Here is a 26,332-nt window from a genome sequence, read left to right on the forward strand (position 1 = left end):
AAAGAGCTGAGTGCAGTCACTCAGCTCTGATTACTTATGCCTCGCACACAGGCTGTGTTGCAGGCGTTATTTTTACGTTGCGTTATTTGCCATGTTACATTGTTTGCTATGTCGCATCATTTTCAGCGTACATGACAAGATAAAGATTATAAGATGAAGCGGCTGAGGTCTTCATTTTCAACCGTGTCACCAAGACGATCTTTCACGTATGCAGCATCAATAACGAACTTAGCACCTGCTTGTTCGGCAGCATCGTAAGAGATCTCATCCATTAGACGTTCCATCACCGTGTGTAGACGACGTGCACCGATATTTTCCGTGGTTTCATTAACGGTCCAAGCGGCTTCTGCAATTTGGCTGATTCCGTCTTCGGTAAACTCAACGTTAACATTCTCAGTTTGCATCAGAGCGATGTACTGCTCTGTTAATGAAGCTTTAGGCTCAGTAAGAATACGTTTGAAGTCATTACTGGTTAGCGCTTCTAGTTCAACACGGATAGGCAGACGACCTTGCAGCTCAGGAATGAGATCTGAAGGCTTAGCGACTTGGAAAGCCCCTGATGTTACAAATAGGATGTGATCGGTTTTGACCATTCCGTGTTTGGTTGAGACGGTGCTGCCTTCAATAAGAGGCAATAGGTCACGCTGCACGCCTTCACGAGACACATCAGGGCCTGAGCTTTCACCGCGCTTACAGATTTTGTCGATTTCATCAATGAACACAATGCCGTTGTTCTCTACATTGAAGATCGCTGACTCTTTTAACTCTTCTTGATTAACCAGCTTAGCGGCTTCTTCTTCAGCTAATGCCTTCAGCGCATCTTTGATTTTCAGTTTACGCTTTTTCTTTGTGTCACCGGCAAGGTTTTGGAACATCCCTTGCAGTTGGTTGGTCATCTCTTCCATGCCCGGAGGCGCCATGATCTCGACGCCCATTTGTGGAGCGGCAATATCAATCTCAATTTCTTTATCATCGAGTTGCCCTTCGCGCAGTTTTTTGCGGAAGGTTTGACGAGTGCTAGAGGACTCTTCTTTCTCTTCATTTTGGCCCCAAGCATCACGCGCTGGTGGCAGTAAAGCATCAAGAACGCGCTCTTCCGCTTGTTCTTCAGCACGGAATTTCACTTTTTCCATGGCTTGTTGATGAGTCATTTTTACCGCTACATCAGTTAGATCACGGATGATGGTTTCTACTTCTTTACCCACATAACCCACTTCAGTGAATTTGGTCGCTTCTACTTTGATAAAAGGAGCGTTCGCCAATTTGGCAAGGCGGCGAGCGATTTCGGTTTTACCAACACCGGTTGGACCGATCATCAGGATATTTTTTGGTGTGACTTCTGCACGCAGGCTTTCTTCTAACTGCATACGACGCCAGCGGTTACGCAGTGCAATCGCAACAGAACGCTTGGCTTTGTCTTGACCGATGATATGACGGTTCAGTTCATGAACAATTTCGCGAGGGGTCATTTCAGACATATTCTTTCCTTACTTCGTTACGATTAAGCCGTTGGCTTAGGAAGTTCTGCCGTTGATTCTAGCTCTTCCACAGTATGGTTATGGTTAGTGAAGACGCAAATATCGCCTGCAATGTTGAGGGCTTTTTCTGCAATGGTGCGCGCGTCTAAATCGGTGTTCTCTAGGAGTGCGGTTGCTGCTGCTTGGGCAAAGGAACCACCTGAGCCAATAGCAATCAAGTCGTTCTCTGGCTGAACCACATCACCGTTACCAGTAATAATTAATGATGCAGTCTCATCTGCAACGGCCAGTAGTGCTTCTAGTTTACGTAGAGCGCGATCGCTGCGCCAATCTTTAGCCAGTTCAACGGCTGCTTTAGTTAGGTGGCCTTGATGCATTTGCAGTTTGCTTTCAAAGCGTTCGAATAGGGTAAAGGCATCAGCAGTACCGCCAGCAAAGCCAGCCAGTACTTGATTGTTGTATAGGCGGCGAACTTTACGCGCATTGCCTTTCATGACGGTGTTGCCTAAGGATACTTGGCCATCACCCGCGATGACGACTTTATTGTTTCGACGTACAGATACAATGGTAGTCACAGTCGACCTCTTATTATTTCTTTTTGGATTTAACTCAATATATGGGGGAGGGGATTTTGGGATTCAAGGGGGGAAGGTAGGTTTAAAAGAAAGGACCTAGGACCTAGGATTTTAGGACCCTAGGATCTAAACCCTAAACCCCTATAGATTCTCTTTCCAAATCGAACATGGCTCGATTTTGGCGCGCTGGAGCTTGTGGCGATCTTTTTCTGCTTCACGTTTGAACTTGTAGGGTCCAAGTACAACGCGATACCAAGAGCTGCCGGGCTTTTTGATGACTCGACTGGTGATGCCTTGAAAGGCAATGGCCAGTTTACGATCTTCGGCTTGGCTGTGTTTTTTGTAAGCGCCGCATTGCATGACATAAGGAACTTTAGAAACCTTAATTTCTTTGGCAACGACTTCTATTTCACGCTTTGGCAAGCTCTCCACGTATTCCCATTTCTCTTCTGGTGGGGGTGGCAGACCTTTAGCAGGCTTTGCTTTGTGGGCAGAGGTCGTCTTAGATTGTACGACAGGCGCTGGTGGTTCAGGGTCGTTGTTAAGTAGGTAAAGCCCGTAGCCAAAACCGCCGACAAGGAGAATCGCTAACAAGCCACTTCGCCAAGGTTTTCTGCTGGACACTTTTTTCTTGGACGACTTTTTGGGCGCGCCACGCCCACGTCTTACATAATCTTTATTTGCCACGGTTACTTCTGGTCATCAAGGGTTCTGCCAAATATGTTAATCCAGAATAGCATCAGAAAACACCCTGTTGAGAGGAATCTTGCTTGTTCTCGATGAAAATAATAGAACGAAATAAACATTATCTACGATAGCATGCTCAACTTGTGGCGCACTTTAAAGATAGAGAATTTAGACCCCAGAGGTAACTCAGTTCGATACCCAAGTGACCACAAACTGAAGACAGCATCTAGGGGTGACTTGGGCAGAGCTCATTTCCAGATACCTTGTGGTAACTTGGCTCGATGCTAACGTCCTGGCTGAGCGGTACTGGCTCTTACGACCAATTCTGTATCCAGTAAACGTGAACCTGTATGGATCTCATGGCCTCGCAGTATCTCCAACATCATGAGGATCGCTTGGCGGCCAATTTCATAACGAGGTTGAGAAATGGTGGTTAATGGTGGATCGCAAAATTGTGAGAACTGGATATCATCAAATCCGACGATTGATAAATCTTGAGGAACACGGAAGCCAAGACGTTTGGCCTCTTGTACTGCACCAATGGCAAGCGTGTCGGAGTGACAGAAAAGCGCGGTAGGTGGATCGGGCAGTTCTAACAGTTTACGTGTGGCTTGTACGCCACCCTCGAAGGAGAATTCAGCCGAGACATTGTATTTATCTTGTTTCTCGATACCAGCTCGGCGTAGAGCTTGTTGGTATCCTTGCTGGCGGAATTGGCACAGGGCTGCGGTCTCTGGGCCAGAGATTTGCGCAATACGTTTATGCCCAAGTTGGGTAAGGTAATTGACCGCTTCAAAAGCTGAGGTCAAGTTATCAATGTGAACGGTAGGTAACTCAAGCTCAGGAGCAAATTCACATGCCATGACCATAGGTGGCAAGTTTTTCTGTTCTGACTTGCTGACATCAAAGGGCAAGTCGGTACCGAGTAGCAACATGCCATCCGCTTGCTTGGTGAACACATGATTGACTAAGGCATTATCGTGTTTGTTTTGTTGACCACTGTCGCCGAGCAGAACCAAGTAGCCATTTTCCATGGCAGCGTCTTCAATTCCACGAATGATTTCAGAAAAGTAAGGGTCACAAATGTCAGGCACTATCGCGACAATGGTTTTGGATTCATTCCTGCGTAGATTACGGGCTAAGGAATTGGGTGAATAACCAGCTTCAAGGACGGCATCTTCAACTCGTTTACGTGTCGATGATGAAACTTTTTCTGGGTTCATCAATGCTCGTGAGACGGTTGCGGTGGATACTCCTGCAAGCTGGGCAACATCCTTCATTGTCGCCATAGATATTTATCCTCTTGAAATATGCGCCAAAATGACGTGATTTTTTACTTTAGTCGTTATAGTCGACTCTATTTAGATTTTACTAATTTGAATAGTCTATTCATTTTTAGGGGGAAAGTTACGGTCTGTTTAACAAAAACCACAACCTTTGTGTGATTTTTCTCACATTCAAGCCGAATTTACCACAACTGAACGGATAACTAGCTGAGATCTTGAGGTTCTATGTCCAAGCTCCAGCGAACTTTCTTCGCATTGGGTAATAATTCTAGTGCAGGTTTTGCACTGGTTAATATTTTTTGCATTAATGAACGTTGTTGGGTTTGTAACAGCAGCTGCCAGCGGTATTTTCCTGCGCGTTTGGCTAAAGGTGATGGTGTTGGCCCGAGCACAAGACAAGTGTCATCAAACAGAGGATGAGATTCCAAAGTAAAGCGCACCTGACGTAAAAAATCTTCAACCAATTCACTGTGGTTCGCTTCAGCTTTAAATAAAGTTAAAAAGCTATACGGTGGCAGTTGGGCGAGTTTGCGTTCTTCCAATGCGGTCATGGCAAAGTGGCGATAGTCTTTCTGCAGTAGAGCTTGCAATAAACTGTGCTCGGGGTGATGAGTTTGTAAAATGACTTCACCGGGCTTGCTGGCTCGACCGGCTCGACCAGCGACTTGAATGAATAATTGAGCCAATCGTTCTGAAGCGCGGAAATCGCTGCTATATAGAGAGCCATCCACATCAAGCAGCGCGACTAAAGTGACGTTAGGAAAGTGATGACCTTTAGCCAGCATTTGCGTGCCGAGCAAAATCTGATACTCGCCTTGTCGGATTGATTCAAGTGCTTGCTCTAGGCTGCCTTTACGGCGAGTGCTGTCTCTATCAATACGAATGGCTTTGTATTCAGGAAAAAGCTCGGCCAGTTGTAATTCCAACTGTTCGGTACCCACACCCACAGTGACCAATTGGGTCGAGCCGCATCCATGGCACTGATGGATCACAGGTTGCTGCGAGCCACAGTGGTGACAGCGAATCTCATTACTGTACTGGTGGAAGGTATAATAAGCGTCACAACGCTGACATTCAGCAATCCAACCACATTCATGGCACATTAAAGCAGGAGAAAAGCCACGGCGATTGAGAAACAGCATCACCTGATTACCCGCTTTAAGGTGTTTGCGCATTTCAGCAATTAATGGTGCAGAAAGCCCACTCTCAAGATAAAGCCCCTTAACATCCAACACCTTGTTGGTTGTCGGGACGGCCGAGCCTGCTCGTTGAGTTAAAGTCAGGTGATGATATTTTCCAGTCAGGGCGTTATGCAAGGTTTCAAGGGCAGGGGTGGCTGAGCCTAACACGATCGGAACCTGCTCTTTGTGGGCGCGCATAATCGCTACGTCTCGTGCGTGGTAGCGCAAGCTGTCTTGTTGTTTATAAGAGGCGTCATGCTCTTCGTCGACAATAATAATCCCAAGCTCGGCAAAAGGTGTAAGTAAAGCTGAACGCGTACCAATGATGATACCGGCGGCTTTGTCTCGTGCCGAAAGCCAAGCATTGAGCCGTTCAGTATCATTAAGGCCAGAATGGATGACTTCAACAGGTACATTAAAACGACGTTTAAAGCGATTGATCGTTTGCGGCGTTAAGCCAATTTCAGGCACCAGTACCAACGCTTGCTTGCCTTGTTCTAGCACTGGCTTGATAAGATTGAGATAGACTTCAGTTTTTCCTGAGCCTGTCACGCCTTCTAATAAATAGCAGGCAAAGCCAGTTTGACTGTTAACGCTAGCAATTGCGAGCGCCTGTTCATGATTGAGTTTGGGTTTTTCTACATCGCATTCGACTTGTTGGCCCCATTTGGCAATCGTCGGCTTTTTTTCTATGCGCTCGACCCAACCTTTGTCTTGCAAAGACTTAAGCACGGTAGAGCCAATTTCTTGGTCGATGAAAGCTTGATGTGGAACCGGGCCATTGACCAGCATTTGTAAAGCACGATGTTGTTTGACTGCCCGGCCCAAGCCCTGCATCAGTTTATCTTTACCCAATGGCGTGATTTGCCATTCTTGCAAAGTAGCGAAATCCGCAGGCTTGCCTTTTCGTAAAGCCGCTGGCATTGCGTTGTGTAGGGTATCTCCGAGTGGATATTGATAAAACTGGCTGCACCAATGAAGCAAAGAATAAAGCTTATCCGGCCAGATTGGCTGAGAATCTAATACCGCTTTGAGTGGTTTAAGTTGCTCTCGAGGAAAGTCTGAATGCTCGACTAAGGCGGTAACGACGCCAACTAAGGTTTGTCGACCAAAAGGCACAGAGACGCGACCACCAATCAGCGGAAAGAGATGCCCAGGAATAAGGTAGTCAAATTGCTTATCGAGCGGGACTGGCAAAGCCACTCTGGCGATGGTTGGACGCATAGAATCTTAAAGCTAAATAAATAGGAATAGATAAACAGTTTATAAGAAGATGCGCTTGATAAGAAGAGACAGTTTACCTCATAAGCCAAACCGGCTTGCTCAAAGAACAAAAAGCAAAAAAGACCAAAGATAAAAAATGGTGAAATAATTGCCAAATGTGTTGATCAGGGCACAGTGATTCATTATTATACTGCGCCTTGAGATATGGCTTCAGCTATAAGCAGATGCGGTATCACATTTTTATATTAATTACGTGTGGTGTGCGGCTTTGATTCGTATAGCGACACGGCCTACTATTGAGGTTATCCCATGAAAGCTGGTATCCACCCAGAATACAAAGCAGTAAAAGCGACTTGTTCTTGTGGCAACTCTTTTGAGTTCAAATCAACTCTAGACAAAGAGTCTATCCACCTAGACGTATGTGACAAGTGTCACCCATTCTACACTGGTAAGCAACGTATCGTTGATACTGGCGGCCGTGTTGATCGCTTCAACAAGCGTTTCGGCGCACTATCAAGCAAGAAGTAATAGCCGACGCTATTATTCTTTCTGCTTAAAAAGGGCGCTACGGCGTCCTTTTGTGTTTCTGCTGTTCCCATTCCTTTATAGACCAGCTCATTTGTTGCTGCGTTCTATTTTCAGACCCAGCCCCTTTGAAGATTTAGCCCCTTTGCAAATTAGAGCTCCGTAGACTTAAGCCATTTAAGCTGAAATTTTATGCGATTATTTTTCACTCAGTGCTTGCATACTAAAGTGTGATCTGTATAATGCGTCGCACTGGTTAAGCCAGTTGTGAACCAATGAGCAATGAGGAGCGAGTAAATCTCCGGTTTTACAAGGTAATGTAGACTCAGCTTATGTTCGCGGTTAATACAATTAGCTATCTTTTCTTCGGAAAAACTATCCCCAAAGGTGACTTTGGCATGTAGGGATAGTTAATCGAAAATTAACTGACAATGCGTCCTAATCTTGGATGCTACGGTTTCACATAAATCAATCGGCATTCTCTCGTCTTAACGAGTTTGAGTGGCGATATTGTTTGTGTAATTTACTAATATTGGAGCTCTGTCTCATGCAGAACCAACGTATCCGTATCCGCCTAAAAGCTTTCGATTACAAACTAATCGACGCTTCTACAGCGGAAATCGTTGAAACAGCTAAGCGCACTGGCGCACAGGTTCGTGGTCCAATCCCACTACCTACTCGTAAAGAGCGTTTCACAGTTCTTATCTCTCCACACGTTAACAAGAAAGCACGTGACCAGTACGAAATCCGTACTCACAAGCGTCTAATCGACATCGTTGAGCCAACAGAAAAAACTGTTGATGCTCTAATGCGTCTAGACCTTGCTGCGGGCGTTGACGTTCAAATTAGCCTAGGTTAAGGGAGATTAGAAGAATGATTGGTCTAATCGGTCGTAAAGTGGGTATGACCCGCGTATTTACTGAAGACGGCGTTTCTATCCCAGTAACAGTTGTTGAAGTTGAAGCTAACCGTGTGTCTCAAGTTAAAACACTTGAAACTGACGGCTACGCAGCAATCCAGGTAACTACTGGTACAAAGAAAGCTAACCGCGTAACTAAGCCAGAAGCAGGTCACTTTGCTAAAGCTGGTGTTGAAGCTGGTCGTGGTCTTTGGGAATTCCGTTTGGAAAACGGTGAAGAGTTCACAGTTGGCGCTGAGCTAACAGTTGAGCTATTCAACGAAACTAAAAAAGTAGACGTTACTGGTACATCTAAGGGTAAAGGTTTCCAAGGCGCTGTTAAGCGTTGGAACTTCCGTACTCAAGATATGACTCACGGTAACTCATTGTCTCACCGTGCACCGGGTTCAATTGGCCAATGTCAAACTCCAGGTCGCGTATTTAAAGGCAAGAAAATGGCAGGTCACATGGGTGCTGAGCGTGTAACGACTCAAAACCTAGAGATCGTACGTGTTGACGCTGAGCGCAATCTGCTTCTTATCAAAGGTGCAGTACCAGGCTCAACAGGTGGCAACGTGATCGTTAAACCAGCTGTTAAAGCATAACGTCTCAGGAGTAAGTAATGGAACTAATGGTTAAAGGTGCTGATGCACTAACTGTTTCCGAAACTACTTTCGGACGTGAGTTTAACGAAGCTCTTGTACACCAAGTAGTTGTTGCATTTGCAGCAGGTGCTCGTCAAGGTACACGTGCTCAAAAAACACGTTCAGAAGTTTCTGGCGGTGGCGCTAAGCCATGGCGTCAAAAAGGTACTGGCCGTGCACGTGCTGGTACAATCCGTAGCCCAATCTGGCGTACAGGTGGTGTTACTTTTGCTGCGAAACCACAAGATCACAGCCAAAAAGTAAACAAAAAAATGTACCGTGGTGCTATGAAGAGCATTCTTTCTGAGCTAGTTCGTCAAGAGCGTCTAATCGTTGTTGATAACTTCTCAGTTGAAGCGCCAAAGACCAAAGAGCTTGTAGCTAAGCTTAAAGAGCTTGAGCTAACTGACGCGCTTATCGTGACTAGCGAAGTAGATGAGAATCTATTCCTAGCTGCTCGTAACCTATACAAAGTTGACGCACGTGACGTTGCTGGTATCGACCCAGTTTCACTGATCGCGTTCGACAAAGTTGTAATGACTGCTGAAGCAGTTAAGCAAGTTGAGGAGATGCTAGCATGATCACTGAAGAGCGTATCCTAAAAATTCTACGTGCTCCGCACGTCTCTGAAAAAGCAACTATGGTAGCTGAGAAAGCGAACACTATCGTTTTCAAAGTAGCGAAAGATGCAACTAAAAAAGAGATCAAAGCAGCTGTAGAAAAGCTTTTTGAAGATGTTGAAGTTAAGTCTGTAAATACTCTTATCACTAAGGGTAAGACCAAACGTCAAGGTCTACGCCAAGGTCGCCGCAGCGACGTTAAGAAAGCGTACGTTACCTTGAAAGAAGGTCAAGATATTGACTTTACTGGCGGCGCGGAATAACAGGAGTAGTTAAGAATGGCTATTGTTAAATGTAAGCCGACTTCCCCTGGTCGTCGTCACGTCGTTAAAGTTGTTAACGCTGACCTACACAAGGGCAAGCCATACGCACCTCTTCTAGAGAAAAACTCTAAGAACGGTGGTCGTAACAACAACGGTCGTATCACAGTACGTCACATCGGCGGTGGTCACAAGCACCACTACCGTGTTATTGACTTCAAGCGTACTAAAGATGGCATCCCAGCGAAAGTTGAGCGTCTAGAATACGATCCAAACCGTAGCGCAAACATTGCTCTAGTTCTTTACAAAGACGGTGAGCGTCGCTACATCCTAGCACCTAAAGGTGTTGCAGCAGGTGATGTTGTTCAGTCAGGTGTTGATGCACCGATTAAAGCTGGTAACACGCTACCAATGCGTAACATCCCAGTAGGTTCAACTGTACATAACGTTGAACTTAAACCTGGTAAAGGTGGTCAGCTAGCTCGTTCGGCTGGTGCTTACGCTCAAATCGTTGCTCGCGACGGTGCGTACGTAACTATCCGTCTACGTTCTGGCGAGATGCGCAAAGTTCTTTCTGAAGGCCGTGCAACAATCGGTGAAGTTGGTAACTCTGAGCACATGCTACGTGAACTTGGTAAAGCTGGTGCTTCACGCTGGCGCGGCGTACGTCCAACCGTACGTGGTGTAGTAATGAACCCGGTTGATCACCCACACGGTGGTGGTGAAGGTCGTACTTCTGGTGGCCGTCATCCAGTATCTCCTTGGGGTATGCCAACTAAAGGCTACAAGACTCGTAAGAACAAACGCACTGACAAGTACATCGTACGTCGTCGTAACAAGTAATCTATTTAAAGAGGAATCGCCATGCCACGTTCTCTCAAGAAAGGTCCATTTATTGACCTACACTTGCTGAAGAAGGTAGAGAAAGCGGTGGAAAGCGGAGACAAAAAGCCTATTAAGACTTGGTCCCGTCGTTCAATGATCATCCCTACGATGATCGGTTTGACCATCGCTGTCCATAATGGTCGTCAGCACGTACCAGTATTTGTAACTGAAGAAATGATCGGTCACAAACTGGGTGAATTCGCACCAACACGTACTTACCGCGGTCACGCTGCGGATAAGAAAGCTAAGAAGCGTTAAGGAGTAAATAATGGAAGCTATTGCTAAACATAACTTTGCTCGCATTTCGCCTCAGAAAGCTCGCTTAGTTGCGGATCTAATTCGTGGTAAATCTGTTGACCAAGCTCTAGAAATCCTAACATTCAGCAACAAAAAAGCTGCTGTTCTTGTTAAGAAAGTTCTTGAGTCTGCTATCGCAAACGCGGAGCACAACGAAGGTGCAGATATTGACGATCTGAATGTCGCAAAAATCTTTGTAGATGAAGGCCCAACCATGAAGCGTATTATGCCTCGTGCTAAAGGTCGTGCGGATCGTATCTTGAAGCGTTCAAGCCACATCACTGTTGTTGTAGCAGATCGCTAGAGACTAGGAGAGTAAGCAATGGGTCAAAAAGTACATCCTAATGGTATTCGTCTTGGCATCGTTAAGCCTTGGAATGCTACATGGTTTGCTAACACCAAAGATTTCGCTGACAACCTAGACGGCGACTTCAAGGTACGTCAGTTCCTAACTAAGGAACTACAAAAAGCGTCTCTTTCACGTATCGTTATCGAGCGTCCTGCTAAGAGCATCCGTGTGACTATTCACACTGCTCGTCCAGGCGTTGTAATCGGTAAGAAAGGTGAAGACGTAGAGAAACTACGCGCAGCTGTAGCAAAAATTGCAGGTGTACCAGCGCAAATTAACATCGCTGAAGTACGTAAGCCTGAACTTGATGCGCAACTTGTTGGTGACAGCATCGCGTCTCAGCTAGAGCGTCGTGTTATGTTCCGTCGTGCTATGAAGCGCGCGGTACAAAATGCAATGCGTCTAGGCGCTAAAGGCATCAAAGTGGAAGTAAGCGGTCGTCTAGGCGGCGCTGAAATCGCACGTTCTGAGTGGTACCGTGAAGGTCGTGTACCTCTACACACTCTACGTGCAGACATTGATTACGCAACTTCTTCGGCTCACACTCAATACGGTGTGATCGGCATTAAAACTTGGATCTTCAAAGGTGAGATCCTAGGTGGTATGCCAGCAGCTAACGCTGTAGAGCCTAAAGGCGATAAGCCTAAGAAGCAGCGTAAAGGCCGTAAGTAAGGAGTCGACAGATGCTACAACCTAAACGTACTAAGTTCCGTAAGGTTCAGACTGGTCGTAACCGTGGTCTAGCTAAAGGTACTGATGTAAGCTTCGGCGAATTCGGTCTTAAAGCTGTTGGCCGTGGTCGTCTAACTGCTCGTCAAATCGAAGCGGCACGTCGTGCAATGACACGTCACGTTAAGCGTCAAGGTAAAATCTGGATCCGTGTGTTCCCAGACAAACCAATCACAGAAAAACCACTTGAAGTTCGTCAAGGTAAGGGTAAAGGTAACGTTGAGTACTGGGTAGCCCAAATCCAACCTGGAAAGGTAATGTACGAAATGGATGGTGTACCTGAAGAATTGGCACGTGAAGCGTTCCGCCTAGCGGCTCGTAAACTGCCTTTCAAGACTACATTTGTAACTAAGCAGGTGATGTGATGAAAGCACAAGATCTACGCGAGAAAAGCGTTGAAGAGCTTAACGCTGAGCTATTGAATTTGCTACGCGAACAGTTCAACTTGCGCATGCAAGCTGCAACTGGTCAGCTACAGCAAACTCATACTCTGAAAGCTGTACGCCGTGATATCGCACGTGTGAAAACTGTTTTGACTGAGAAGGCAGGCGCATAATGAGCGAAGTAAAACGTACTCAACAAGGTCGTGTAATTAGCGACAAGATGGACAAGTCTATCGTTGTTTCTATCGAACGCATGGTGAAACACCCAATTTACGGTAAATTCGTAAAGCGTACGACCAAAGTACACGCACATGACGAGAACAACGAGTGTGGCCTAGGCGACACAGTTGAAATCGCAGAGTGTCGTCCTCTGTCTAAGACTAAGTCTTGGACATTGGTAAAAGTCCTAGAAAAAGCGAAGGTTTAATCTTCACTGTTCTTAGGTAAAAAGCGGCTCCAAAAAAATATTTTTGGGGCCGCTTATTTTTTGACTACCCAATCACAAAAAAGGGTGGTACAATTCGCGTCCCTTTTAAAGAGGCAGCCCGACCCGAGAGGGTCTAGTTTTTTTATAATTTAGCGGAGCACTAACATGATCCAAATGCAAAGTATGCTGGACGCAGCTGATAACTCAGGCGCACGCAGCGTAATGTGTATTAAGGTTCTGGGTGGCTCTCACCGCCGTTATGCACATATCGGTGACGTTATCAAAGTTACTGTTAAGGAAGCAATTCCTCGCGGTAAAGTTAAAAAAGGTGACGTTCTGAAGGCGGTGGTAGTGCGCACCCGTAAAGGCGTACGTCGTCCTGACGGTTCTGTCATTCGCTTCGACCGAAACGCTTGCGTATTGTTAAACGACAACACTGAGCAACCAATCGGTACACGTATCTTTGGTCCTGTGACACGCGAACTTCGTGGCGATAAGTTCATGAAGATCGTTTCACTGGCTCCAGAAGTTCTGTAAGGAGCACGTAGAAATGGCAGCTAAAATCCGTCGTAATGACGAAGTAATCGTTCTTGCTGGTAAAGACAAAGGCAAGAAAGGTAAAGTAACTAAGGTCCTAGCAACTGGTAAAGTTATCGTTGAAGGTATCAACCTTGTTAAGAAACACCAGAAACCTGTTCCTGCACTAGGTATCCAAGGCGGTATCGTAGAGCAAGAAGCAGCAATCGACGTTTCTAACGTGGCGATCTTTAACGCAGCTACTGGTAAAGCTGACCGTATCGGTTTCCGTTTTGAAGATGGTAAGAAAGTACGTTTCTTTAAATCTAACAACGAAATCGTTTCTAACTAATTAGAAGTAATTTGGAGTTCTACTATGGCGAAACTGCATGATTACTACAAGTCGTCTGTAGTCGCTGAACTGACCAAAGAGTTCAGCTACACAAGCGTCATGCAAGTCCCTAGAATCGAGAAAATCACCCTAAACATGGGTGTTGGTGAAGCAATCAACGATAAGAAACTGCTAGAAAACGCAGCTGCTGATATGGCAACGATCTCTGGTCAAAAGCCACTTATCACTAAAGCGCGTAAATCTGTTGCAGGTTTCAAAATCCGCGAAGGCTACCCTATCGGTTGTAAAGTAACCTTGCGTGGCGAACGTATGTGGGATTTTTTCGAGCGTTTAATCTCGATCGCACTTCCACGTGTACGTGACTTCCGTGGTGTTAGCGCTAAGTCTTTTGACGGACGCGGTAACTACAGCATGGGCGTTCGCGAGCAAATCATCTTCCCGGAAATCGACTTTGATAAAGTTGATCGAGTACGCGGTCTAGACATCACTATTACGACGTCTGCTGGTACTGATGAGGAAGGCCGTGCTCTGCTGGCTGCCTTTAACTTCCCATTCCGTAAGTAAGGTGAAGGGTTACTGTTATGGCTAAAAATTCAATGAAAGCACGTGAAGCAAAACGTGCGAAGCTAGTAGCTAAGTTCGCTGAAAAGCGTGCTGCGCTAAAAGCTATCATCAGCGATGTAAACGCATCTGAAGAAGATCGTTGGAATGCGGTTCTTACACTGCAATCTCTTCCACGTGATTCAAGTGCATCACGTCAGCGCAACCGTTGTAACCAAACTGGTCGTCCACACGGTTACCTACGTAAGTTCGGTCTAAGCCGTATTAAGGTTCGTGAAGCTTGCATGAAAGGCGAGATTCCGGGTCTTCGTAAGGCTAGCTGGTAATTGCCACTTAATCATTTGGAGTAAATCATATGAGCATGCAAGATCCGATTTCGGATATGCTGACCCGTGTTCGTAACGGTCAAGCAGCAAACAAAGTTGCTGTTAAAATGCCTTCTTCAAAGCTTAAAGTTGCAATCGCTGCACTACTGAAAGCTGAAGGTTACATCGTTGACTTCGCTGTTGAAGGCGAAGCAAAACCAGAGCTAGAAGTTACACTTAAGTACTTCCAAGCAAAACCAGTAATCGAGCAACTTAAACGTGTTTCTCGTCCAGGTCTACGTGTTTACAAGAAGAAAGATCAACTTCCTTCTGTAATGGGTGGTCTTGGTATTGCTATCGTTTCTACTTCCAAGGGTCTTATGTCAGACCGCGCTGCACGTAAAGCAGGTCTTGGTGGTGAAATCATCTGCTACGTAGCTTAATAGGAGTAGAATATGTCTCGTGTTGCTAAGGCACCTGTCGCTATTCCAGCTGGCGTAGAGGTGAAACTAAACGGCCAAGAAATCACTGTAAAAGGTGCTAAAGGCGAACTAACTCGCGTTATGAATAACGCAGTTGTGATCGCTCAGGAAGAAAACAACCTAACTTTCGGTCCTAAAGAAGGTTTTGCTAACGCATGGGCACAAGCTGGTACAGCTCGCGCTCTAGTTAACAACATGGTTGTTGGTGTTACTGAAGGCTTTACTAAGAAGCTAACACTTAAAGGTGTTGGTTACCGTGCTGCTATCAAAGGCAACGCTGTAGGTCTAACACTAGGCTTCTCTCACCCAGTTGAGCACGAGTTGCCAGCGGGTATTAAAGCTGAATGTCCAAGCCAAACTGAAATCATCATTACTGGTTGTGATAAGCAACTAGTTGGTCAAGTTGCGGCTGACATTCGTTCTTACCGTGAGCCTGAGCCTTACAAAGGTAAAGGTGTTCGTTACGCAGATGAAAATGTGCGTACTAAAGAAGCTAAGAAGAAGTAAGGTAACACTATGGATAAGAAAGCATCTCGCATCCGTCGTGCTACACGTGCACGTCGTAAGATTGCAGAACTGGGTGCGACTCGCCTAGTTGTACACCGTACTCCTCGTCACGTGTACGCACAGGTTGTCGCGGCTAATGGCTCTGAGGTTATCGCATCAGCTTCTACTGTAGAAAAAGCGATCCGTGAGCAAGTGAAATACACTGGTAACGTTGATGCAGCTAAAGCAGTAGGTAAAGCTGTTGCAGAGCGCGCTCTTGAAAAAGGCGTAACTGCAGTTGCATTTGATCGTTCTGGTTTCCAATACCACGGTCGAGTAGCGGCGCTAGCAGAATCTGCTCGCGAAGCTGGTCTGAAATTCTAAGGTAGGGTTGGAAGATGGCTAAAGAACAACAAGTTCAAGCGAATGATTTGCAAGAAAAATTAATCGCAGTTAACCGTGTATCTAAGACGGTTAAAGGTGGTCGAATCATGAGCTTCACTGCACTAACAGTAGTTGGTGACGGTAATGGTCGTGTAGGTTTCGGTTACGGCAAAGCTCGTGAAGTACCTGCAGCGATTCAAAAAGCAATGGAAAAAGCGCGTCGTAACATGACGACAATCGCGCTAAACGAAGGCACTCTTCACCACCCAGTGAAAGGTCGCCACTCGGGCTCTAAAGTTTACATGCAGCCTGCTGCTGAAGGTACTGGTGTTATCGCAGGTGGTGCGATGCGTGCAGTACTAGAAGTTGCTGGTGTACACAACGTACTATCTAAAGCGTACGGTTCTACGAACCCAATCAACATCGTTCGTGCAACGATCGATGCGCTAGGTAGTGTGAAGTCGCCAGAAATGGTTGCTGCTAAACGTGGTCTAACTGTTGAAGCTATTTCGGAGTAAGAACACAATGGCAACTATTAAAGTAACTCAAACTAAAAGCTCAATTGGTCGCCTACCAAAGCATAAAGCTACTTTGCGTGGTCTAGGTCTTCGTAAAATCAACCATACAGTAGAACTTGAAGATACTCCGTGTGTTCGCGGAATGATCAACAAGGTTTACTACATGGTTAAAGTTGAGGAGTAATCAGAAATGCGTTTGAATACTCTTGCACCGGCTGCTGGCTCTAAGCATGCTCCTAAGCGTGTAGGTCGTGGTATCGGTTCTGGCCTAGGTAAAACTGGTGGCCGTGGTCACAAAGGTCAAAAGTCACGTTCTGGCGGCAGCGTTCGTCCAGGTTTTGAAGGCGGTCAGATGCCTCTAAAACAACGTCTACCAAAATTCGGTTTCACTTCTCGTAAGAGCCTAGTGTCTGCTGAAGTTCGTCTAGGTGAACTAGCGAAAGTTTCTGGTGACGTAGTTGATCTAAACAGCCTTAAAGCTGCTAATATCATCACTAAGAACATCGAATTTGTAAAAGTTGTTCTTTCTGGCGAAATTAACAAAGCTGTGACTGTTAAAGGTCTACGTGTGACTAAAGGCGCTAAAGCTGCAATCGAAGCTGCAGGCGGTAAAATCGAGGAATAATCTCGAGGAACGAGGTACAGATGGCTAAGAAACCAGGACAAGATTTTCGTAGTGCTCAGAGCGGCTTAAGTGAGCTAAAGTCGCGCTTATTATTCGTAATTGGTGCACTTTTAGTATTCCGAGCCGGCTCTTTTGTGCCGATTCCTGGTATTGATGCGGCTGTACTTGCCAATTTGTTCGAACAGCAAAAAGGTACCATCGTTGAAATGTTTAACATGTTCTCCGGTGGTGCTCTTGAGCGTGCATCTATATTAGCGTTGGGCATCATGCCGTATATTTCGGCATCTATTGTTGTCCAACTGCTAACTGTAGTTCATCCAGCGTTAGCCGAACTCAAAAAAGAGGGTGAAGCAGGCCGTCGTAAGATAAGCCAATATACGCGCTACGGCACGCTTGTACTTGCAACATTCCAAGCTATTGGTATTGCAACAGGCTTACCAAACATGGTCGATAATCTGGTTGTTATCAACCAAACCATGTTTACGCTTATTGCTACCGTAAGTTTAGTAACCGGCACCATGTTCTTAATGTGGTTAGGTGAACAAATTACAGAGCGTGGAATCGGTAATGGTATTTCATTATTGATCTTTGCAGGTATTGTTGCTGGATTGCCTTCTGCAATCGGTCAAACAATTGAGCAAGCGCGTCAAGGTGAATTGCATGTACTTCTTTTGTTGTTTATTGCTGTATTGTCTTTCGCAGTAATTTACTTCGTTGTTTTCATGGAACGTGGTCAACGCCGTATCGTCGTTAACTACGCGAAGCGTCAACAAGGTCGTAAAGTATTTGCTGCGCAAAGTTCTCATTTGCCACTTAAAATAAATATGGCAGGTGTTATTCCAGCAATTTTTGCATCAAGCATTATTTTGTTCCCTGGAACACTAGCACAGTGGTTCGGTCAAGGGGGTGAGGGCAGCGCGTTCGGTTGGTTAACTGACGTGTCATTGGCTCTTAGTCCAGGTCAGCCTTTGTATGTTATGCTTTATGCAGCAGCAATTATTTTCTTCTGTTTCTTCTACACGGCATTGGTTTTCAATCCGCGTGAAACAGCAGATAATTTGAAGAAGTCCGGTGCATTCGTACCCGGCATCCGCCCAGGTGAGCAGACAGCGAAGTACATTGATAAAGTAATGACACGTTTAACCCTAGCAGGTGCACTGTATATTACCTTTATCTGTCTTATTCCCGAGTTCATGATGGTCGCATGGAACGTACGTTTCTATTTTGGCGGCACATCACTACTAATTGTAGTTGTTGTTATCATGGACTTTATGGCACAGGTACAGACTCATCTGATGTCTCAGCAGTATGATTCTGTGTTGAAGAAAGCGAATCTGAAGGGCTACGGCCGTTAATCCGGCGGTAGACTCAGTTTCAATTACGGAGTTTAGCAATGAAAGTTCGTGCTTCCGTTAAAAAAATCTGCCGTAACTGTAAAGTAATCAAGCGTAACGGTGTCGTTCGCGTGATTTGCAGTGAGCCAAAGCACAAACAGCGCCAAGGCTAATTAGCAGAAGTTTTTACTTGAAAATGAAGGATAGGTCGGGTATATTCCTCGGCCTACCTTTTGCGTGCAAAAGAAGTAGTATCCCACAGCGTATCCATAACGGGCTTTGCTGTGGCTAATTCTTTTATAGAAACACTTAGGAGTGAATAATGGCCCGTATAGCCGGCATTAACATTCCTGATCAAAAACATGCTGTAATCGCTTTAACAGCGATCTACGGTATCGGTAAAACTCGCTCTCAAGCTATCCTAGCTGAAGTGGGTATTGCTGAAGATGTTAAGATCAGTGAACTAACTGAAGAGCAGATCGATCAACTGCGTGATGGTGTAGCTAAATACACTGTAGAAGGTGATCTACGTCGTGAAGTATCCATGAACATCAAGCGTCTTATGGACCTTGGCTGTTACCGTGGTCTTCGTCATCGTCGCAGTCTACCACTACGTGGACAGCGTACTAAAACCAATGCTCGCACCCGTAAGGGTCCGCGTAAGCCGATCAAGAAATAATCGGGAAGGTAGAGTACAATGGCTAAACAACCAACTCGCGCTCGTAAGCGCGTACGCAAGCAAGTTGCAGATGGCGTTGCGCACATCCATGCTTCTTTCAATAATACAATCGTAACCATTACTGACCGTCAAGGTAATGCTCTAGCTTGGGCTACTGCAGGTGGTTCTGGTTTCCGTGGTTCTCGTAAGTCTACTCCGTTCGCTGCACAGGTTGCTGCTGAGCGTTGTGCTGAAATGGCTAAAGAATACGGTCTAAAGAACTTGGAAGTTATGGTTAAGGGTCCTGGTCCAGGTCGTGAATCTACTGTTCGCGCACTGAATGCAGCTGGTTTCCGCATCACAAATATCGTTGATGCTACACCAATCCCTCATAACGGTTGTCGTCCACCTAAGAAACGTCGCGTTTAACGTTTCTAGGACTATTGGAGAAGAATCATGGCAAGATATTTGGGTCCTAAGCTGAAGCTTAGCCGTCGTGAAGGCACTGACTTATTTCTTAAGTCTGGTGTTCGTGCGATCGATACCAAGTGTAAAATTGATAACGCACCAGGTGTACACGGCGCTCGTCGCGGTCGTCTATCTGAGTATGGCGTTCAGCTTCGTGAGAAGCAAAAAGTTCGTCGTATGTACGGCGTTCTAGAAAAACAATTCCGTAACTACTACAAAGAAGCTGCTCGCCTTAAAGGCAACACTGGTGAAAACCTACTTCAGCTTCTTGAAGGTCGTCTTGATAACGTAGTTTACCGTATGGGTTTTGGTGCGACTCGCGCTGAATCTCGTCAGCTAGTTAGCCACAAAGCTATCCTAGTTAACGGTAAAGTTGTAAACGTTCCTTCTTTCAAAGTAGCGGCTAATGACGTTGTTTCTATTCGCGAGAAAGCTAAACAGCAATCTCGTATCAAAGCAGCTCTAGAAGTTGCTGAACAACGTGAAAAACCAACTTGGATTGAAGTAGATGGTGGCAAGATGGAAGGTACATTCAAGCGTATGCCTGAGCGTTCAGATCTATCAGCTGACATCAACGAACAATTGATCGTCGAACTTTACTCTAAGTAAGGTTTAAACTAAAGAGAGGACACAATGCAGGGTTCTGTAACAGAATTTCTTAAGCCACGTCTTGTTGACATCGAACAAATCAGCTCGACTCACGCAAAAGTAACTCTTGAGCCATTAGAGCGTGGCTTTGGTCATACTCTGGGTAATGCACTTCGCCGCATCCTTCTATCTTCTATGCCTGGTTGTGCAGTCACAGAAGTAGAAATCGAAGGCGTACTTCATGAATACAGCACAAAAGAAGGCGTTCAAGAAGATATTCTTGAAATCCTTTTGAACCTAAAAGGTTTGTCTGTGCGTGTTGCTGAAGGCAAAGATGAAGTGTTCATTACTTTGAACAAATCAGGCTCGGGCCCTGTGGTTGCAGGTGACATCACCCATGATGGTGATGTAGAGATCGCTAACCCAGAACACGTTATTTGTCACCTAACGGATGACAATGCTGATATCGCTATGCGTATTAAAGTAGAACGTGGTCGTGGTTATGTTCCTGCTTCTGCCCGTATCCATACTGAAGAAGATGAGCGTCCAATCGGTCGTCTACTTGTAGATGCTACTTACAGCCCTGTAGACAAAATTGCCTACGCTGTAGAAGCAGCTCGTGTAGAACAACGTACTGACTTAGACAAGCTTGTCATCGATATGGAAACGAACGGTACTCTAGAACCTGAGGAAGCTATCCGTCGCGCAGCAACTATTCTTGCTGAGCAATTGGATGCGTTCGTAGATCTTCGTGATGTACGTGTTCCTGAGGAGAAGGAAGAGAAGCCTGAATTCGATCCAATCCTACTGCGTCCTGTAGACGATCTTGAACTAACAGTTCGCTCTGCTAACTGTCTGAAAGCAGAAGCGATTCACTACATCGGTGATCTAGTACAACGTACTGAGGTTGAGCTACTTAAAACGCCTAACCTTGGTAAAAAATCTCTTACTGAGATTAAAGACGTACTTGCGTCACGTGGTCTTTCTCTGGGCATGCGCCTAGAAAATTGGCCACCTGCATCAATCGCTGAAGATTAATCGATACTAGTTAGAAGGATTAGGTCATGCGCCATCGTAAGAGTGGTCGTCAACTCAACCGCAACAGCTCACATCGTAAAGCGATGTTCAGCAATATGGCTAGCTCTCTAGTACGTCATGAAGTTATCAAGACTACTTTGCCAAAAGCAAAAGAGCTGCGTCGCGTAGTTGAGCCTTTGATTACACTAGCTAAGACTGACAGTGTTGCTAACCGTCGTCTTGCATTTGCACGTACTCGTGACAACGAAGTAGTTGCAAAACTATTTAACGAACTAGGTCCACGTTTTGCTGCTCGTCAGGGCGGTTACACTCGTATCCTAAAAGCTGGCTTCCGTGCTGGTGATAAAGCTCCAATGGCTTACATTGAGCTTGTTGATCGCCCAGCTGCTGAAGAAGCTGCTGAGTAATCAGTTCGTAAGAACGAAAAAGCCGAGCATTAGCTCGGCTTTTTTGTTTTTTGCTTTCGCCATTGCTAAGATAGCGTTCTTCTATCCTTCTCTAACCACCCGGCTGCCATAATTTTGTTAGAGAACTCAATAAGCCTTCACTTGCCCCTTGCTTGCCTAAATACCCTAAAATTAGTGGCGCAAATTGACCTATCATAGATGAATTCAAGCCAAGTTTATCGAAAGCACCTTGTACCGCACCTAAGTTTTCTACGTTGCCTAAAAGTTTTTGTGCACCTTCTAACTTAGACATACCTGGGATCAGTGAACTGAGCTCCTTACTGTTTTGATCGGATAATTGACTCTGAGCTAAAGCCAGTAACGCACCGGTTCCCCCAGCAGCTTGCTCAGTGGAAACTGGTAGTTGGCTGGTTAATAAATTGGTCAATGGTGAACTTCCCGTGGTCATTTTGTCACTGACCATATCCATTAAGCCACTTCCTTCTTGCTCTGCTTTTTCCGTAAGGTTGTCAAGAAATGCATGTGCACTGCCAATACTCATAGTCAATAACGGTAAAACAAGTGATAGTTTTCGCATGAGCCCTCCATGTGGTTCATAATTGTCTGAGTGGATCGTGATGTGTATGGAAACCTACTTGAGTGAGAAAGTAGGTTGGATATATCAGAATTCGATAACAGCTATTAGAAGGTGTTTAGATTTGGCTTAAAGTTTAGACAAAAAAAGCGGCGTTTGTGCGCCGCTTTTCAACATGTTGAAGTGAGTCTCAATTATAGGATATCTAGTAGCTCTACTTCGAAAACAAGTGCTGCAAATGGAGGGATTGCTGCACCAGCACCACGCTCACCATATGCAAGATCTTGTGGGATGTATAGTTTCCACTTTGAACCAACAGGCATCAGTTGAAGGGCTTCAACCCAACCTTTTATTACGCCCGTTACTGGGAACTCTGCAGGTTGGCCACGAGATACCGAGCTATCGAAGACAGTACCGTCAGTTAGCTCACCATGGTAGTGAACACGTACTTGAGATGCTGAAGTCGGGATTTCGCCAGTACCTTCAGTGATGATTTCGTACTGTAGACCAGACTCAAGAACGTTAACTTCTGGGCGTAGAGCGTTGTCTTTTAGGAATGCTTCACCGTCAGCAGCAGCTGCTTTAGCGGCTTCTTGACGAACAGCTTCTGCACGAGTGTGTAGCTCTTGCAGTGCGCTATTGATCTCGTCGATTTCGATAGATGGCATGTCACCCGTTAGTGCCGTTGCAATACCAGCAGCGATAGCGTCAACGCTAAGACCTTCTAGACCAGAACCAGCAAGTTGCTGACCCATTTGCAGACCAATACCGTAGCTTGCTTTTTGTTCTACTGTTTCAAAGTTTGTTTCAGACATGGAATGTCGCTCTTGTTAGGAGTAATAAAAAGACAGCATATCAGTTTCGAGCTAGGGTTTAAATGATTGTCCTTCAATCTGTGTGCTATACCCAAGCATCTTTCAGTGACTTAAGCATTTCGTTCCGTAAGCTTGGCTGAAAATACAATGAAACCTTGATATACCTCGTCAATCTAGGTCATTTTTTAGCTAATTTATGCCAAATTACATTTTACTTTGGCAAAAAACATATACTCATTGCGCTGATATTTTTATACTGAGATCAGAAGTATTAAGGAAACCATGAGAATGAATCGTCGCAGAAAGAAAAAACAGCAGGTCGATTATGTCGAATTGGTGAAACAAAAATTCACAGCTATCGACTGGAAATCGCTAGGCAGTAAAGCGTTCTGGCATCGTCGCTGCCTGCCAATCGTATCTTTTTGGCAGAGGCTTCCGAAGCTACATCAACGCCTATTGATGGTGCTGATCCCGTTTGTCTTGGTATTGCTGGTTTTACCGCAACCTGCATTGACGGATGATAAGGCCTTACCGCCTGTGGAAGCTCAGCGTGTGGCTATCGAGTTGAATGCACAAAGTTTAAGTGAGCAGCGTTCACCGCAAGAAACGGAATCCAAATCAGCGCTTTGGAAAACCTACACGGTTAAAACAGGTGATACGCTTGCCCAAGTATTTCGTAGCATTCAATTGCCTATGTCTGACCTCAATGCACTGGTTAAAGTGGAAGGAAGTGATAAACCTCTTAGCCGCATTAAACAAGGCCAGCTTATTCGTTTTAAGCTAACTAAAACGGGCATTCTCGATATGCTACAACTGGAAAACAGTGGTGAGTCAGTGATATTTTTCCGTTTATCCGATGGCGGTTTTGCTCGCAGTAAATAAGCTAATATACCCAAATAACCTCAAGATGCTTGATTCAGAGCGAGGGCACTGAGTTGAATTCAAGGAAGACAACGAAGCGGAATAGCAGGCTCTTTCCAAGTTGTATAATACCCAAGAACTTGAGAGGGCTTGGGTATTCATGAGGTGTGTGTCCGATTCATCCATGATGAAGAGCCCACAATATCTATCTGAAAATTAACGTTAGTAGTTGCTCATTACTGAGGCCGTTTTTCTGTGCTACTTCGGTGATCGTCGCGTTTTCATTATTGATCTGGATGTGATTGGCTTGCATCACAGCTTTTATTTCCTCAAATGACATATGCTTTAGCGCAGCAATGGTTTCCATTGAGGCATTATCTATAGCGGCAAAGAGGTTTGCAGCAGGGTTACCCGTGCCATCTTCTGGCTGTAACATGCTACTGCCAAGTAATAAGACACAGACTATCAACACCAGATTACTGCCTTTTTTTAAGTGCATCAGAACCGATTTCTTGTGCATTAAGACATGACTCATGACTGCTAGGGTAAGAATCAAGCCTATCCATTCATGCATTAACACCACTTTTTGCGGCATGATATCGAAGAACAGCATGACGCCTGATACTAAGACCAGCAGGCTAGTAACAATGAGAAGTGGGGTGGTTTTCTTTCTTTTTGACATAACACTTTCGCCTTTTTTATTCAGGATGAGAATAATAAAGGCTGGGTAAAATAGCGCTTATCGATTTATGACAACCTTCTTGTCATTTTTGTCATTATTGTTTGGCGTTGTAGCGTTTCAGTGCAGAAGAAAAGGTCGGTAGGCTTTGGTAGCCAAGCTCGAGAGCTACATTCGTTGCACTATGACCTTGTTTGAGCATTTGATTAGCACGCTCCATGACAATCATATTCCGCCAGTCACCAAATGAACGGTTAAATTGCTTGTAAAATAGCCGGTTCAAGGTCCTTTCAGAAGCGCCACAATGTTTGGCAAAATCTTGCAAAGTAATATTTTTATTTGGGTTAAGACACACAGCATGGATCAGAGAATTGAGGCGTTTGTCGAAATGATTTGTGTGCGCTTGAATCTCTTGTATTTGGCTTAAATGCCGTATTTGGTCCCAAAGAACATTGTTGTAAGCATGTTGAGTATTGATATCAAAACTGAGGTGATGTTGGCAATATTCATGCATTAATTGAGACCAAAGATTTGTGACTCTAAGTAACGCCGGTTTTGTCGTTAAGGGTTTCGGTGGAGATTGATTAAAAAACAGCAAGCTCAAGCAGGAGTCTTGGAAAAAGATCGCAGAGTGGGATTCGTTTGCAGGGATCCAAAGTGCTTGACCATTAACAGCATGGTAGTTTTGTTTTTCTGTTTGTAAAGCGCATAGCCCGCTATGAACATAGACTAATTGATGCTCTTGGTGAGAGTGATAATCCGAACGTTCTTCTATTTCATAATGCTTTATCTTGTGCTCTATCATATTTCTTTCTTGCTAATCTCCAGCGAGAGGCAATGGCATTTTTTAGCATTATCGGTAGGAGGATCATTGCCATTCCAATGATGCTTAAAATATCTGGTATTTCATTGAACCAGTATATGCCAAATAGTGTGACAAATACTAAGCCAGAATATTCAGCAAAAGCAATTTCTCCAGCGGGTGCTTTTTGGTAAGCCAATACCGCTAAGCCATTGTAGCTTAAAATGCAGCCCGCACTCATAAAAACAAGCGTCAACTCTCTTGCAGTTATGGGTTGCCAATAGAAGGCCGCTAATAATGTGGAAAAGGGAAGCGAAAATAATGTGGTCCACCATAACGTCGTCACGACTGTTTGTTCGCTGGGTAAGCGTCTTACTAATATATTAAACAGCGCAAGGGTTGTTGCCGTACCTAAAGCGAACAGTGCTGCCCAATGAAATTGGGTTGGTCGTAGCACAATTAATACGCCAATAAATCCAAAGCCAGTGAGTAGTATTTTACTTAATGGCGGGTGCTCTTTTAGTAGCCATACCGATAGTGGCAGCATAAGAAGTGGTGCAGCGTAGAACACGGCATTGGCTGTTGCTAGCGGTAAATAGGTGATGGCAACCATCATACAGCCACTCCCGAGCAAAATAAGATGGGCTCGAATCAGTGTGATCGGTGTTTGTTTGAGCGTGCGTTTGTCCTGCTTTTGTTTCAGATAAAAGGGCAAAATAAGCAGTAGGGCAAAACATTGGCGCAGAAACATGTATTGAAATGGGGAGATGCCCCCTTCGATAAGTTTTACGGCAACATCAGACAAAGAGGCTGCCAAGTTACCGAGTACCAGTAAGAGTAACGCCAAATGATGGGAAGACATCTAGCTTCCTCGACGCATATTCACATGTAGGATGCCATCTTCAAGGTAGACATCTGAGCTGACTTCAAAACCATGCTGAGCATAGAAGGCAACAAGATGCTCTTGTGCTCCGATTTCAATACTTTGCTCAGGCCAGAGCCTTTGACAATGAGTCAGAGCTTGTTGAAGTAATTGATGACCTAAACCTTGTTTTCTGGCACTCAACTTGGTGGCTACTCGACCAATACTGACACACTCAAAAGAGAGACCGCTGGGCAGTAAACGTGCACAAGCGACCAGTTGATCACCTTGATAGCCGAGTAAGTGCTGAACATCTTCGATGGTGTCTTTACCGTCGAGCTCAGGGTAGGGGCATGTTTGTTCAACGACGAAGACATCGACACGCAAACGAAGCATTTCATACAATTGTTGATTGGTGAGTTGAGAGAAAGGCAAAAGTACCCAGTTCAGCATCGTTGTATCTCCAAAACATAAGAGGATTGATTCAATATTGCGACGACTTTACGCTTATTTGTACTCATACTCATTAACAATGGTTAATTTTATCTGGCCTTCGCCGCAAATCTGGC

41 protein-coding genes are annotated in these 26,332 nt (G+C 45.1%); 30 read left to right on the forward strand and 11 right to left on the reverse strand.

What is annotated here, in order from left to right:
• Positions 1-146: 146 nt before the first annotated feature.
• The 5 genes from hslU to priA form a co-directional block, all read right to left on the reverse strand.
• Entirely contained in the window at positions 147-1,478 is a 1,332-nt protein-coding gene (hslU, locus tag BS333_RS01400) for an HslU--HslV peptidase ATPase subunit (protein WP_021708939.1), read from the reverse strand.
• 23 nt (positions 1,479-1,501) lie between these two features.
• A complete protein-coding gene (gene hslV / locus BS333_RS01405; RefSeq protein WP_021708938.1) occupies positions 1,502-2,053 on the reverse strand; it encodes an ATP-dependent protease subunit HslV in 552 nt (183 codons plus the stop codon).
• A gap of 141 nt (positions 2,054-2,194) precedes the next feature.
• Positions 2,195-2,740 carry an SPOR domain-containing protein gene (locus BS333_RS01410; protein WP_033003481.1) on the reverse strand — a complete coding sequence of 182 codons (546 nt, stop codon included), beginning with the start codon at positions 2,738-2,740 and terminating at the stop codon, positions 2,195-2,197.
• A 284-nt stretch (positions 2,741-3,024) separates the two neighbouring features.
• Positions 3,025-4,029 (reverse strand): DNA-binding transcriptional regulator CytR, encoded by a 1,005-nt coding sequence (gene cytR / locus BS333_RS01415; protein WP_021708936.1) that lies wholly within the window; start codon positions 4,027-4,029, stop codon positions 3,025-3,027.
• Between the two features lie 200 nt (positions 4,030-4,229).
• Positions 4,230-6,431: a primosomal protein N' gene (gene priA, locus BS333_RS01420; RefSeq protein WP_021708935.1), complete on the reverse strand. Its 2,202-nt coding sequence runs from the start codon at positions 6,429-6,431 to the stop codon at positions 4,230-4,232.
• A gap of 309 nt (positions 6,432-6,740) precedes the next feature.
• On the opposite strand from priA, the gene rpmE reads away from it, so the two are divergent.
• The 29 genes from rpmE to rplQ all read left to right on the forward strand — a co-directional run bounded on the left by rpmE (position 6,741) and on the right by rplQ (position 21,170).
• A complete protein-coding gene (rpmE, locus tag BS333_RS01425; RefSeq protein ID WP_021708934.1) occupies positions 6,741-6,959 on the forward strand; it encodes a 50S ribosomal protein L31 in 219 nt (72 codons plus the stop codon).
• A 544-nt stretch (positions 6,960-7,503) separates the two neighbouring features.
• On the forward strand, positions 7,504-7,815 hold the full coding sequence (gene rpsJ, locus BS333_RS01430; RefSeq protein ID WP_005392381.1) for a 30S ribosomal protein S10: 312 nt from the start codon (positions 7,504-7,506) through the stop codon (positions 7,813-7,815).
• A gap of 14 nt (positions 7,816-7,829) precedes the next feature.
• Positions 7,830-8,459 carry a 50S ribosomal protein L3 gene (gene rplC, locus BS333_RS01435; RefSeq protein ID WP_021708933.1) on the forward strand — a complete coding sequence of 210 codons (630 nt, stop codon included), beginning with the start codon at positions 7,830-7,832 and terminating at the stop codon, positions 8,457-8,459.
• Between the two features lie 17 nt (positions 8,460-8,476).
• The gene (rplD, locus tag BS333_RS01440; RefSeq protein WP_005435074.1) at positions 8,477-9,079 is read left to right on the forward strand and encodes a 50S ribosomal protein L4; all 603 of its coding nucleotides are present in this window, start codon (positions 8,477-8,479) and stop codon (positions 9,077-9,079) included.
• Positions 9,076-9,381 (forward strand): 50S ribosomal protein L23, encoded by a 306-nt coding sequence (rplW, locus tag BS333_RS01445; protein WP_021708932.1) that lies wholly within the window; start codon positions 9,076-9,078, stop codon positions 9,379-9,381. The genes rplD and rplW overlap by 4 nt, the downstream gene beginning before the upstream one ends.
• A gap of 15 nt (positions 9,382-9,396) precedes the next feature.
• Positions 9,397-10,221, forward strand: a complete 825-nt coding sequence (gene rplB / locus BS333_RS01450) for a 50S ribosomal protein L2 (RefSeq protein ID WP_021708931.1) — start codon at positions 9,397-9,399, stop codon at positions 10,219-10,221.
• A gap of 21 nt (positions 10,222-10,242) precedes the next feature.
• A complete protein-coding gene (rpsS, locus tag BS333_RS01455; RefSeq protein WP_005435078.1) occupies positions 10,243-10,521 on the forward strand; it encodes a 30S ribosomal protein S19 in 279 nt (92 codons plus the stop codon).
• Positions 10,522-10,531: 10 nt separating this feature from the next.
• Complete coding sequence (gene rplV, locus BS333_RS01460; protein ID WP_005528535.1) at positions 10,532-10,864, forward strand: 50S ribosomal protein L22; 333 nt, start codon at positions 10,532-10,534, stop codon at positions 10,862-10,864.
• A gap of 18 nt (positions 10,865-10,882) precedes the next feature.
• Entirely contained in the window at positions 10,883-11,581 is a 699-nt protein-coding gene (gene rpsC / locus BS333_RS01465; RefSeq protein WP_005435080.1) for a 30S ribosomal protein S3, read from the forward strand.
• A gap of 11 nt (positions 11,582-11,592) precedes the next feature.
• Complete coding sequence (rplP, locus tag BS333_RS01470; protein WP_021708930.1) at positions 11,593-12,003, forward strand: 50S ribosomal protein L16; 411 nt, start codon at positions 11,593-11,595, stop codon at positions 12,001-12,003.
• Entirely contained in the window at positions 12,003-12,194 is a 192-nt protein-coding gene (gene rpmC, locus BS333_RS01475) for a 50S ribosomal protein L29 (protein ID WP_004410456.1), read from the forward strand. The genes rplP and rpmC overlap by 1 nt, the downstream gene beginning before the upstream one ends.
• Positions 12,194-12,448, forward strand: a complete 255-nt coding sequence (gene rpsQ / locus BS333_RS01480; protein ID WP_021708929.1) for a 30S ribosomal protein S17 — start codon at positions 12,194-12,196, stop codon at positions 12,446-12,448. The genes rpmC and rpsQ overlap by 1 nt, the downstream gene beginning before the upstream one ends.
• 165 nt (positions 12,449-12,613) lie before the next feature.
• Entirely contained in the window at positions 12,614-12,985 is a 372-nt protein-coding gene (rplN, locus tag BS333_RS01485; RefSeq protein ID WP_004410450.1) for a 50S ribosomal protein L14, read from the forward strand.
• Positions 12,986-12,998: 13 nt separating this feature from the next.
• Complete coding sequence (rplX, locus tag BS333_RS01490; RefSeq protein ID WP_005435084.1) at positions 12,999-13,316, forward strand: 50S ribosomal protein L24; 318 nt, start codon at positions 12,999-13,001, stop codon at positions 13,314-13,316.
• Positions 13,317-13,340: 24 nt separating this feature from the next.
• Positions 13,341-13,880, forward strand: a complete 540-nt coding sequence (gene rplE / locus BS333_RS01495) for a 50S ribosomal protein L5 (RefSeq protein WP_021708928.1) — start codon at positions 13,341-13,343, stop codon at positions 13,878-13,880.
• Positions 13,881-13,897: 17 nt separating this feature from the next.
• Entirely contained in the window at positions 13,898-14,203 is a 306-nt protein-coding gene (gene rpsN, locus BS333_RS01500; RefSeq protein WP_004410442.1) for a 30S ribosomal protein S14, read from the forward strand.
• Positions 14,204-14,232: 29 nt separating this feature from the next.
• A complete protein-coding gene (rpsH, locus tag BS333_RS01505) occupies positions 14,233-14,625 on the forward strand; it encodes a 30S ribosomal protein S8 (RefSeq protein ID WP_005450567.1) in 393 nt (130 codons plus the stop codon).
• A 12-nt stretch (positions 14,626-14,637) separates the two neighbouring features.
• Positions 14,638-15,171: a 50S ribosomal protein L6 gene (gene rplF, locus BS333_RS01510; RefSeq protein ID WP_021708927.1), complete on the forward strand. Its 534-nt coding sequence runs from the start codon at positions 14,638-14,640 to the stop codon at positions 15,169-15,171.
• A gap of 9 nt (positions 15,172-15,180) precedes the next feature.
• Positions 15,181-15,534: a 50S ribosomal protein L18 gene (gene rplR / locus BS333_RS01515; protein ID WP_021708926.1), complete on the forward strand. Its 354-nt coding sequence runs from the start codon at positions 15,181-15,183 to the stop codon at positions 15,532-15,534.
• A 14-nt stretch (positions 15,535-15,548) separates the two neighbouring features.
• A complete protein-coding gene (rpsE, locus tag BS333_RS01520) occupies positions 15,549-16,052 on the forward strand; it encodes a 30S ribosomal protein S5 (protein ID WP_021708925.1) in 504 nt (167 codons plus the stop codon).
• A gap of 7 nt (positions 16,053-16,059) precedes the next feature.
• Positions 16,060-16,236 (forward strand): 50S ribosomal protein L30, encoded by a 177-nt coding sequence (gene rpmD, locus BS333_RS01525; RefSeq protein ID WP_000201159.1) that lies wholly within the window; start codon positions 16,060-16,062, stop codon positions 16,234-16,236.
• Between the two features lie 6 nt (positions 16,237-16,242).
• Entirely contained in the window at positions 16,243-16,677 is a 435-nt protein-coding gene (gene rplO / locus BS333_RS01530; protein ID WP_021708924.1) for a 50S ribosomal protein L15, read from the forward strand.
• A 20-nt stretch (positions 16,678-16,697) separates the two neighbouring features.
• A complete protein-coding gene (gene secY / locus BS333_RS01535; RefSeq protein WP_021708923.1) occupies positions 16,698-18,032 on the forward strand; it encodes a preprotein translocase subunit SecY in 1,335 nt (444 codons plus the stop codon).
• A gap of 38 nt (positions 18,033-18,070) precedes the next feature.
• Positions 18,071-18,184, forward strand: a complete 114-nt coding sequence (gene rpmJ, locus BS333_RS01540; protein WP_000868186.1) for a 50S ribosomal protein L36 — start codon at positions 18,071-18,073, stop codon at positions 18,182-18,184.
• 149 nt (positions 18,185-18,333) lie between these two features.
• Positions 18,334-18,690, forward strand: a complete 357-nt coding sequence (gene rpsM, locus BS333_RS01545) for a 30S ribosomal protein S13 (RefSeq protein WP_005450559.1) — start codon at positions 18,334-18,336, stop codon at positions 18,688-18,690.
• Positions 18,691-18,708: 18 nt separating this feature from the next.
• Positions 18,709-19,098: a 30S ribosomal protein S11 gene (gene rpsK, locus BS333_RS01550; protein WP_001118870.1), complete on the forward strand. Its 390-nt coding sequence runs from the start codon at positions 18,709-18,711 to the stop codon at positions 19,096-19,098.
• Positions 19,099-19,125: 27 nt separating this feature from the next.
• Positions 19,126-19,746: a 30S ribosomal protein S4 gene (rpsD, locus tag BS333_RS01555; protein WP_021708922.1), complete on the forward strand. Its 621-nt coding sequence runs from the start codon at positions 19,126-19,128 to the stop codon at positions 19,744-19,746.
• A gap of 24 nt (positions 19,747-19,770) precedes the next feature.
• Entirely contained in the window at positions 19,771-20,763 is a 993-nt protein-coding gene (locus BS333_RS01560; RefSeq protein WP_021708921.1) for a DNA-directed RNA polymerase subunit alpha, read from the forward strand.
• Positions 20,764-20,789: 26 nt separating this feature from the next.
• Entirely contained in the window at positions 20,790-21,170 is a 381-nt protein-coding gene (gene rplQ / locus BS333_RS01565; RefSeq protein ID WP_005383141.1) for a 50S ribosomal protein L17, read from the forward strand.
• Positions 21,171-21,261: 91 nt separating this feature from the next.
• On the opposite strand, the gene BS333_RS01570 is transcribed toward rplQ, so the two are convergent.
• Both BS333_RS01570 and BS333_RS01575 read right to left on the reverse strand, forming a co-directional pair.
• Positions 21,262-21,747 (reverse strand): DUF2780 domain-containing protein, encoded by a 486-nt coding sequence (locus tag BS333_RS01570; RefSeq protein ID WP_021708920.1) that lies wholly within the window; start codon positions 21,745-21,747, stop codon positions 21,262-21,264.
• Between the two features lie 191 nt (positions 21,748-21,938).
• Positions 21,939-22,559 carry an FKBP-type peptidyl-prolyl cis-trans isomerase gene (locus BS333_RS01575; protein ID WP_021708919.1) on the reverse strand — a complete coding sequence of 207 codons (621 nt, stop codon included), beginning with the start codon at positions 22,557-22,559 and terminating at the stop codon, positions 21,939-21,941.
• Between the two features lie 288 nt (positions 22,560-22,847).
• Between BS333_RS01575 and BS333_RS01580 the strand changes: the two genes are divergently transcribed.
• Complete coding sequence (locus BS333_RS01580) at positions 22,848-23,441, forward strand: LysM-like peptidoglycan-binding domain-containing protein (RefSeq protein WP_021708918.1); 594 nt, start codon at positions 22,848-22,850, stop codon at positions 23,439-23,441.
• A gap of 184 nt (positions 23,442-23,625) precedes the next feature.
• Here the strand turns inward: BS333_RS01580 and BS333_RS01585 are convergent, their stop codons facing one another.
• The 4 genes from BS333_RS01585 to BS333_RS01600 form a co-directional block, all read right to left on the reverse strand.
• On the reverse strand, positions 23,626-24,102 hold the full coding sequence (locus BS333_RS01585; RefSeq protein WP_021708917.1) for a DUF4405 domain-containing protein: 477 nt from the start codon (positions 24,100-24,102) through the stop codon (positions 23,626-23,628).
• Positions 24,103-24,196: 94 nt separating this feature from the next.
• Complete coding sequence (locus BS333_RS01590) at positions 24,197-24,904, reverse strand: helix-turn-helix transcriptional regulator (RefSeq protein ID WP_021708916.1); 708 nt, start codon at positions 24,902-24,904, stop codon at positions 24,197-24,199.
• Positions 24,876-25,763 carry a DMT family transporter gene (locus BS333_RS01595; protein ID WP_021708915.1) on the reverse strand — a complete coding sequence of 296 codons (888 nt, stop codon included), beginning with the start codon at positions 25,761-25,763 and terminating at the stop codon, positions 24,876-24,878. The genes BS333_RS01590 and BS333_RS01595 overlap by 29 nt, the downstream gene beginning before the upstream one ends.
• The gene (locus tag BS333_RS01600) at positions 25,764-26,216 is read right to left on the reverse strand and encodes a GNAT family N-acetyltransferase (RefSeq protein ID WP_021708914.1); all 453 of its coding nucleotides are present in this window, start codon (positions 26,214-26,216) and stop codon (positions 25,764-25,766) included. It abuts the gene before it with no gap.
• Positions 26,217-26,332: the final 116 nt, after the last annotated feature.

This window comes from Vibrio azureus (assembly GCF_002849855.1).
Taxonomy (GTDB): domain Bacteria; phylum Pseudomonadota; class Gammaproteobacteria; order Enterobacterales; family Vibrionaceae; genus Vibrio; species Vibrio azureus.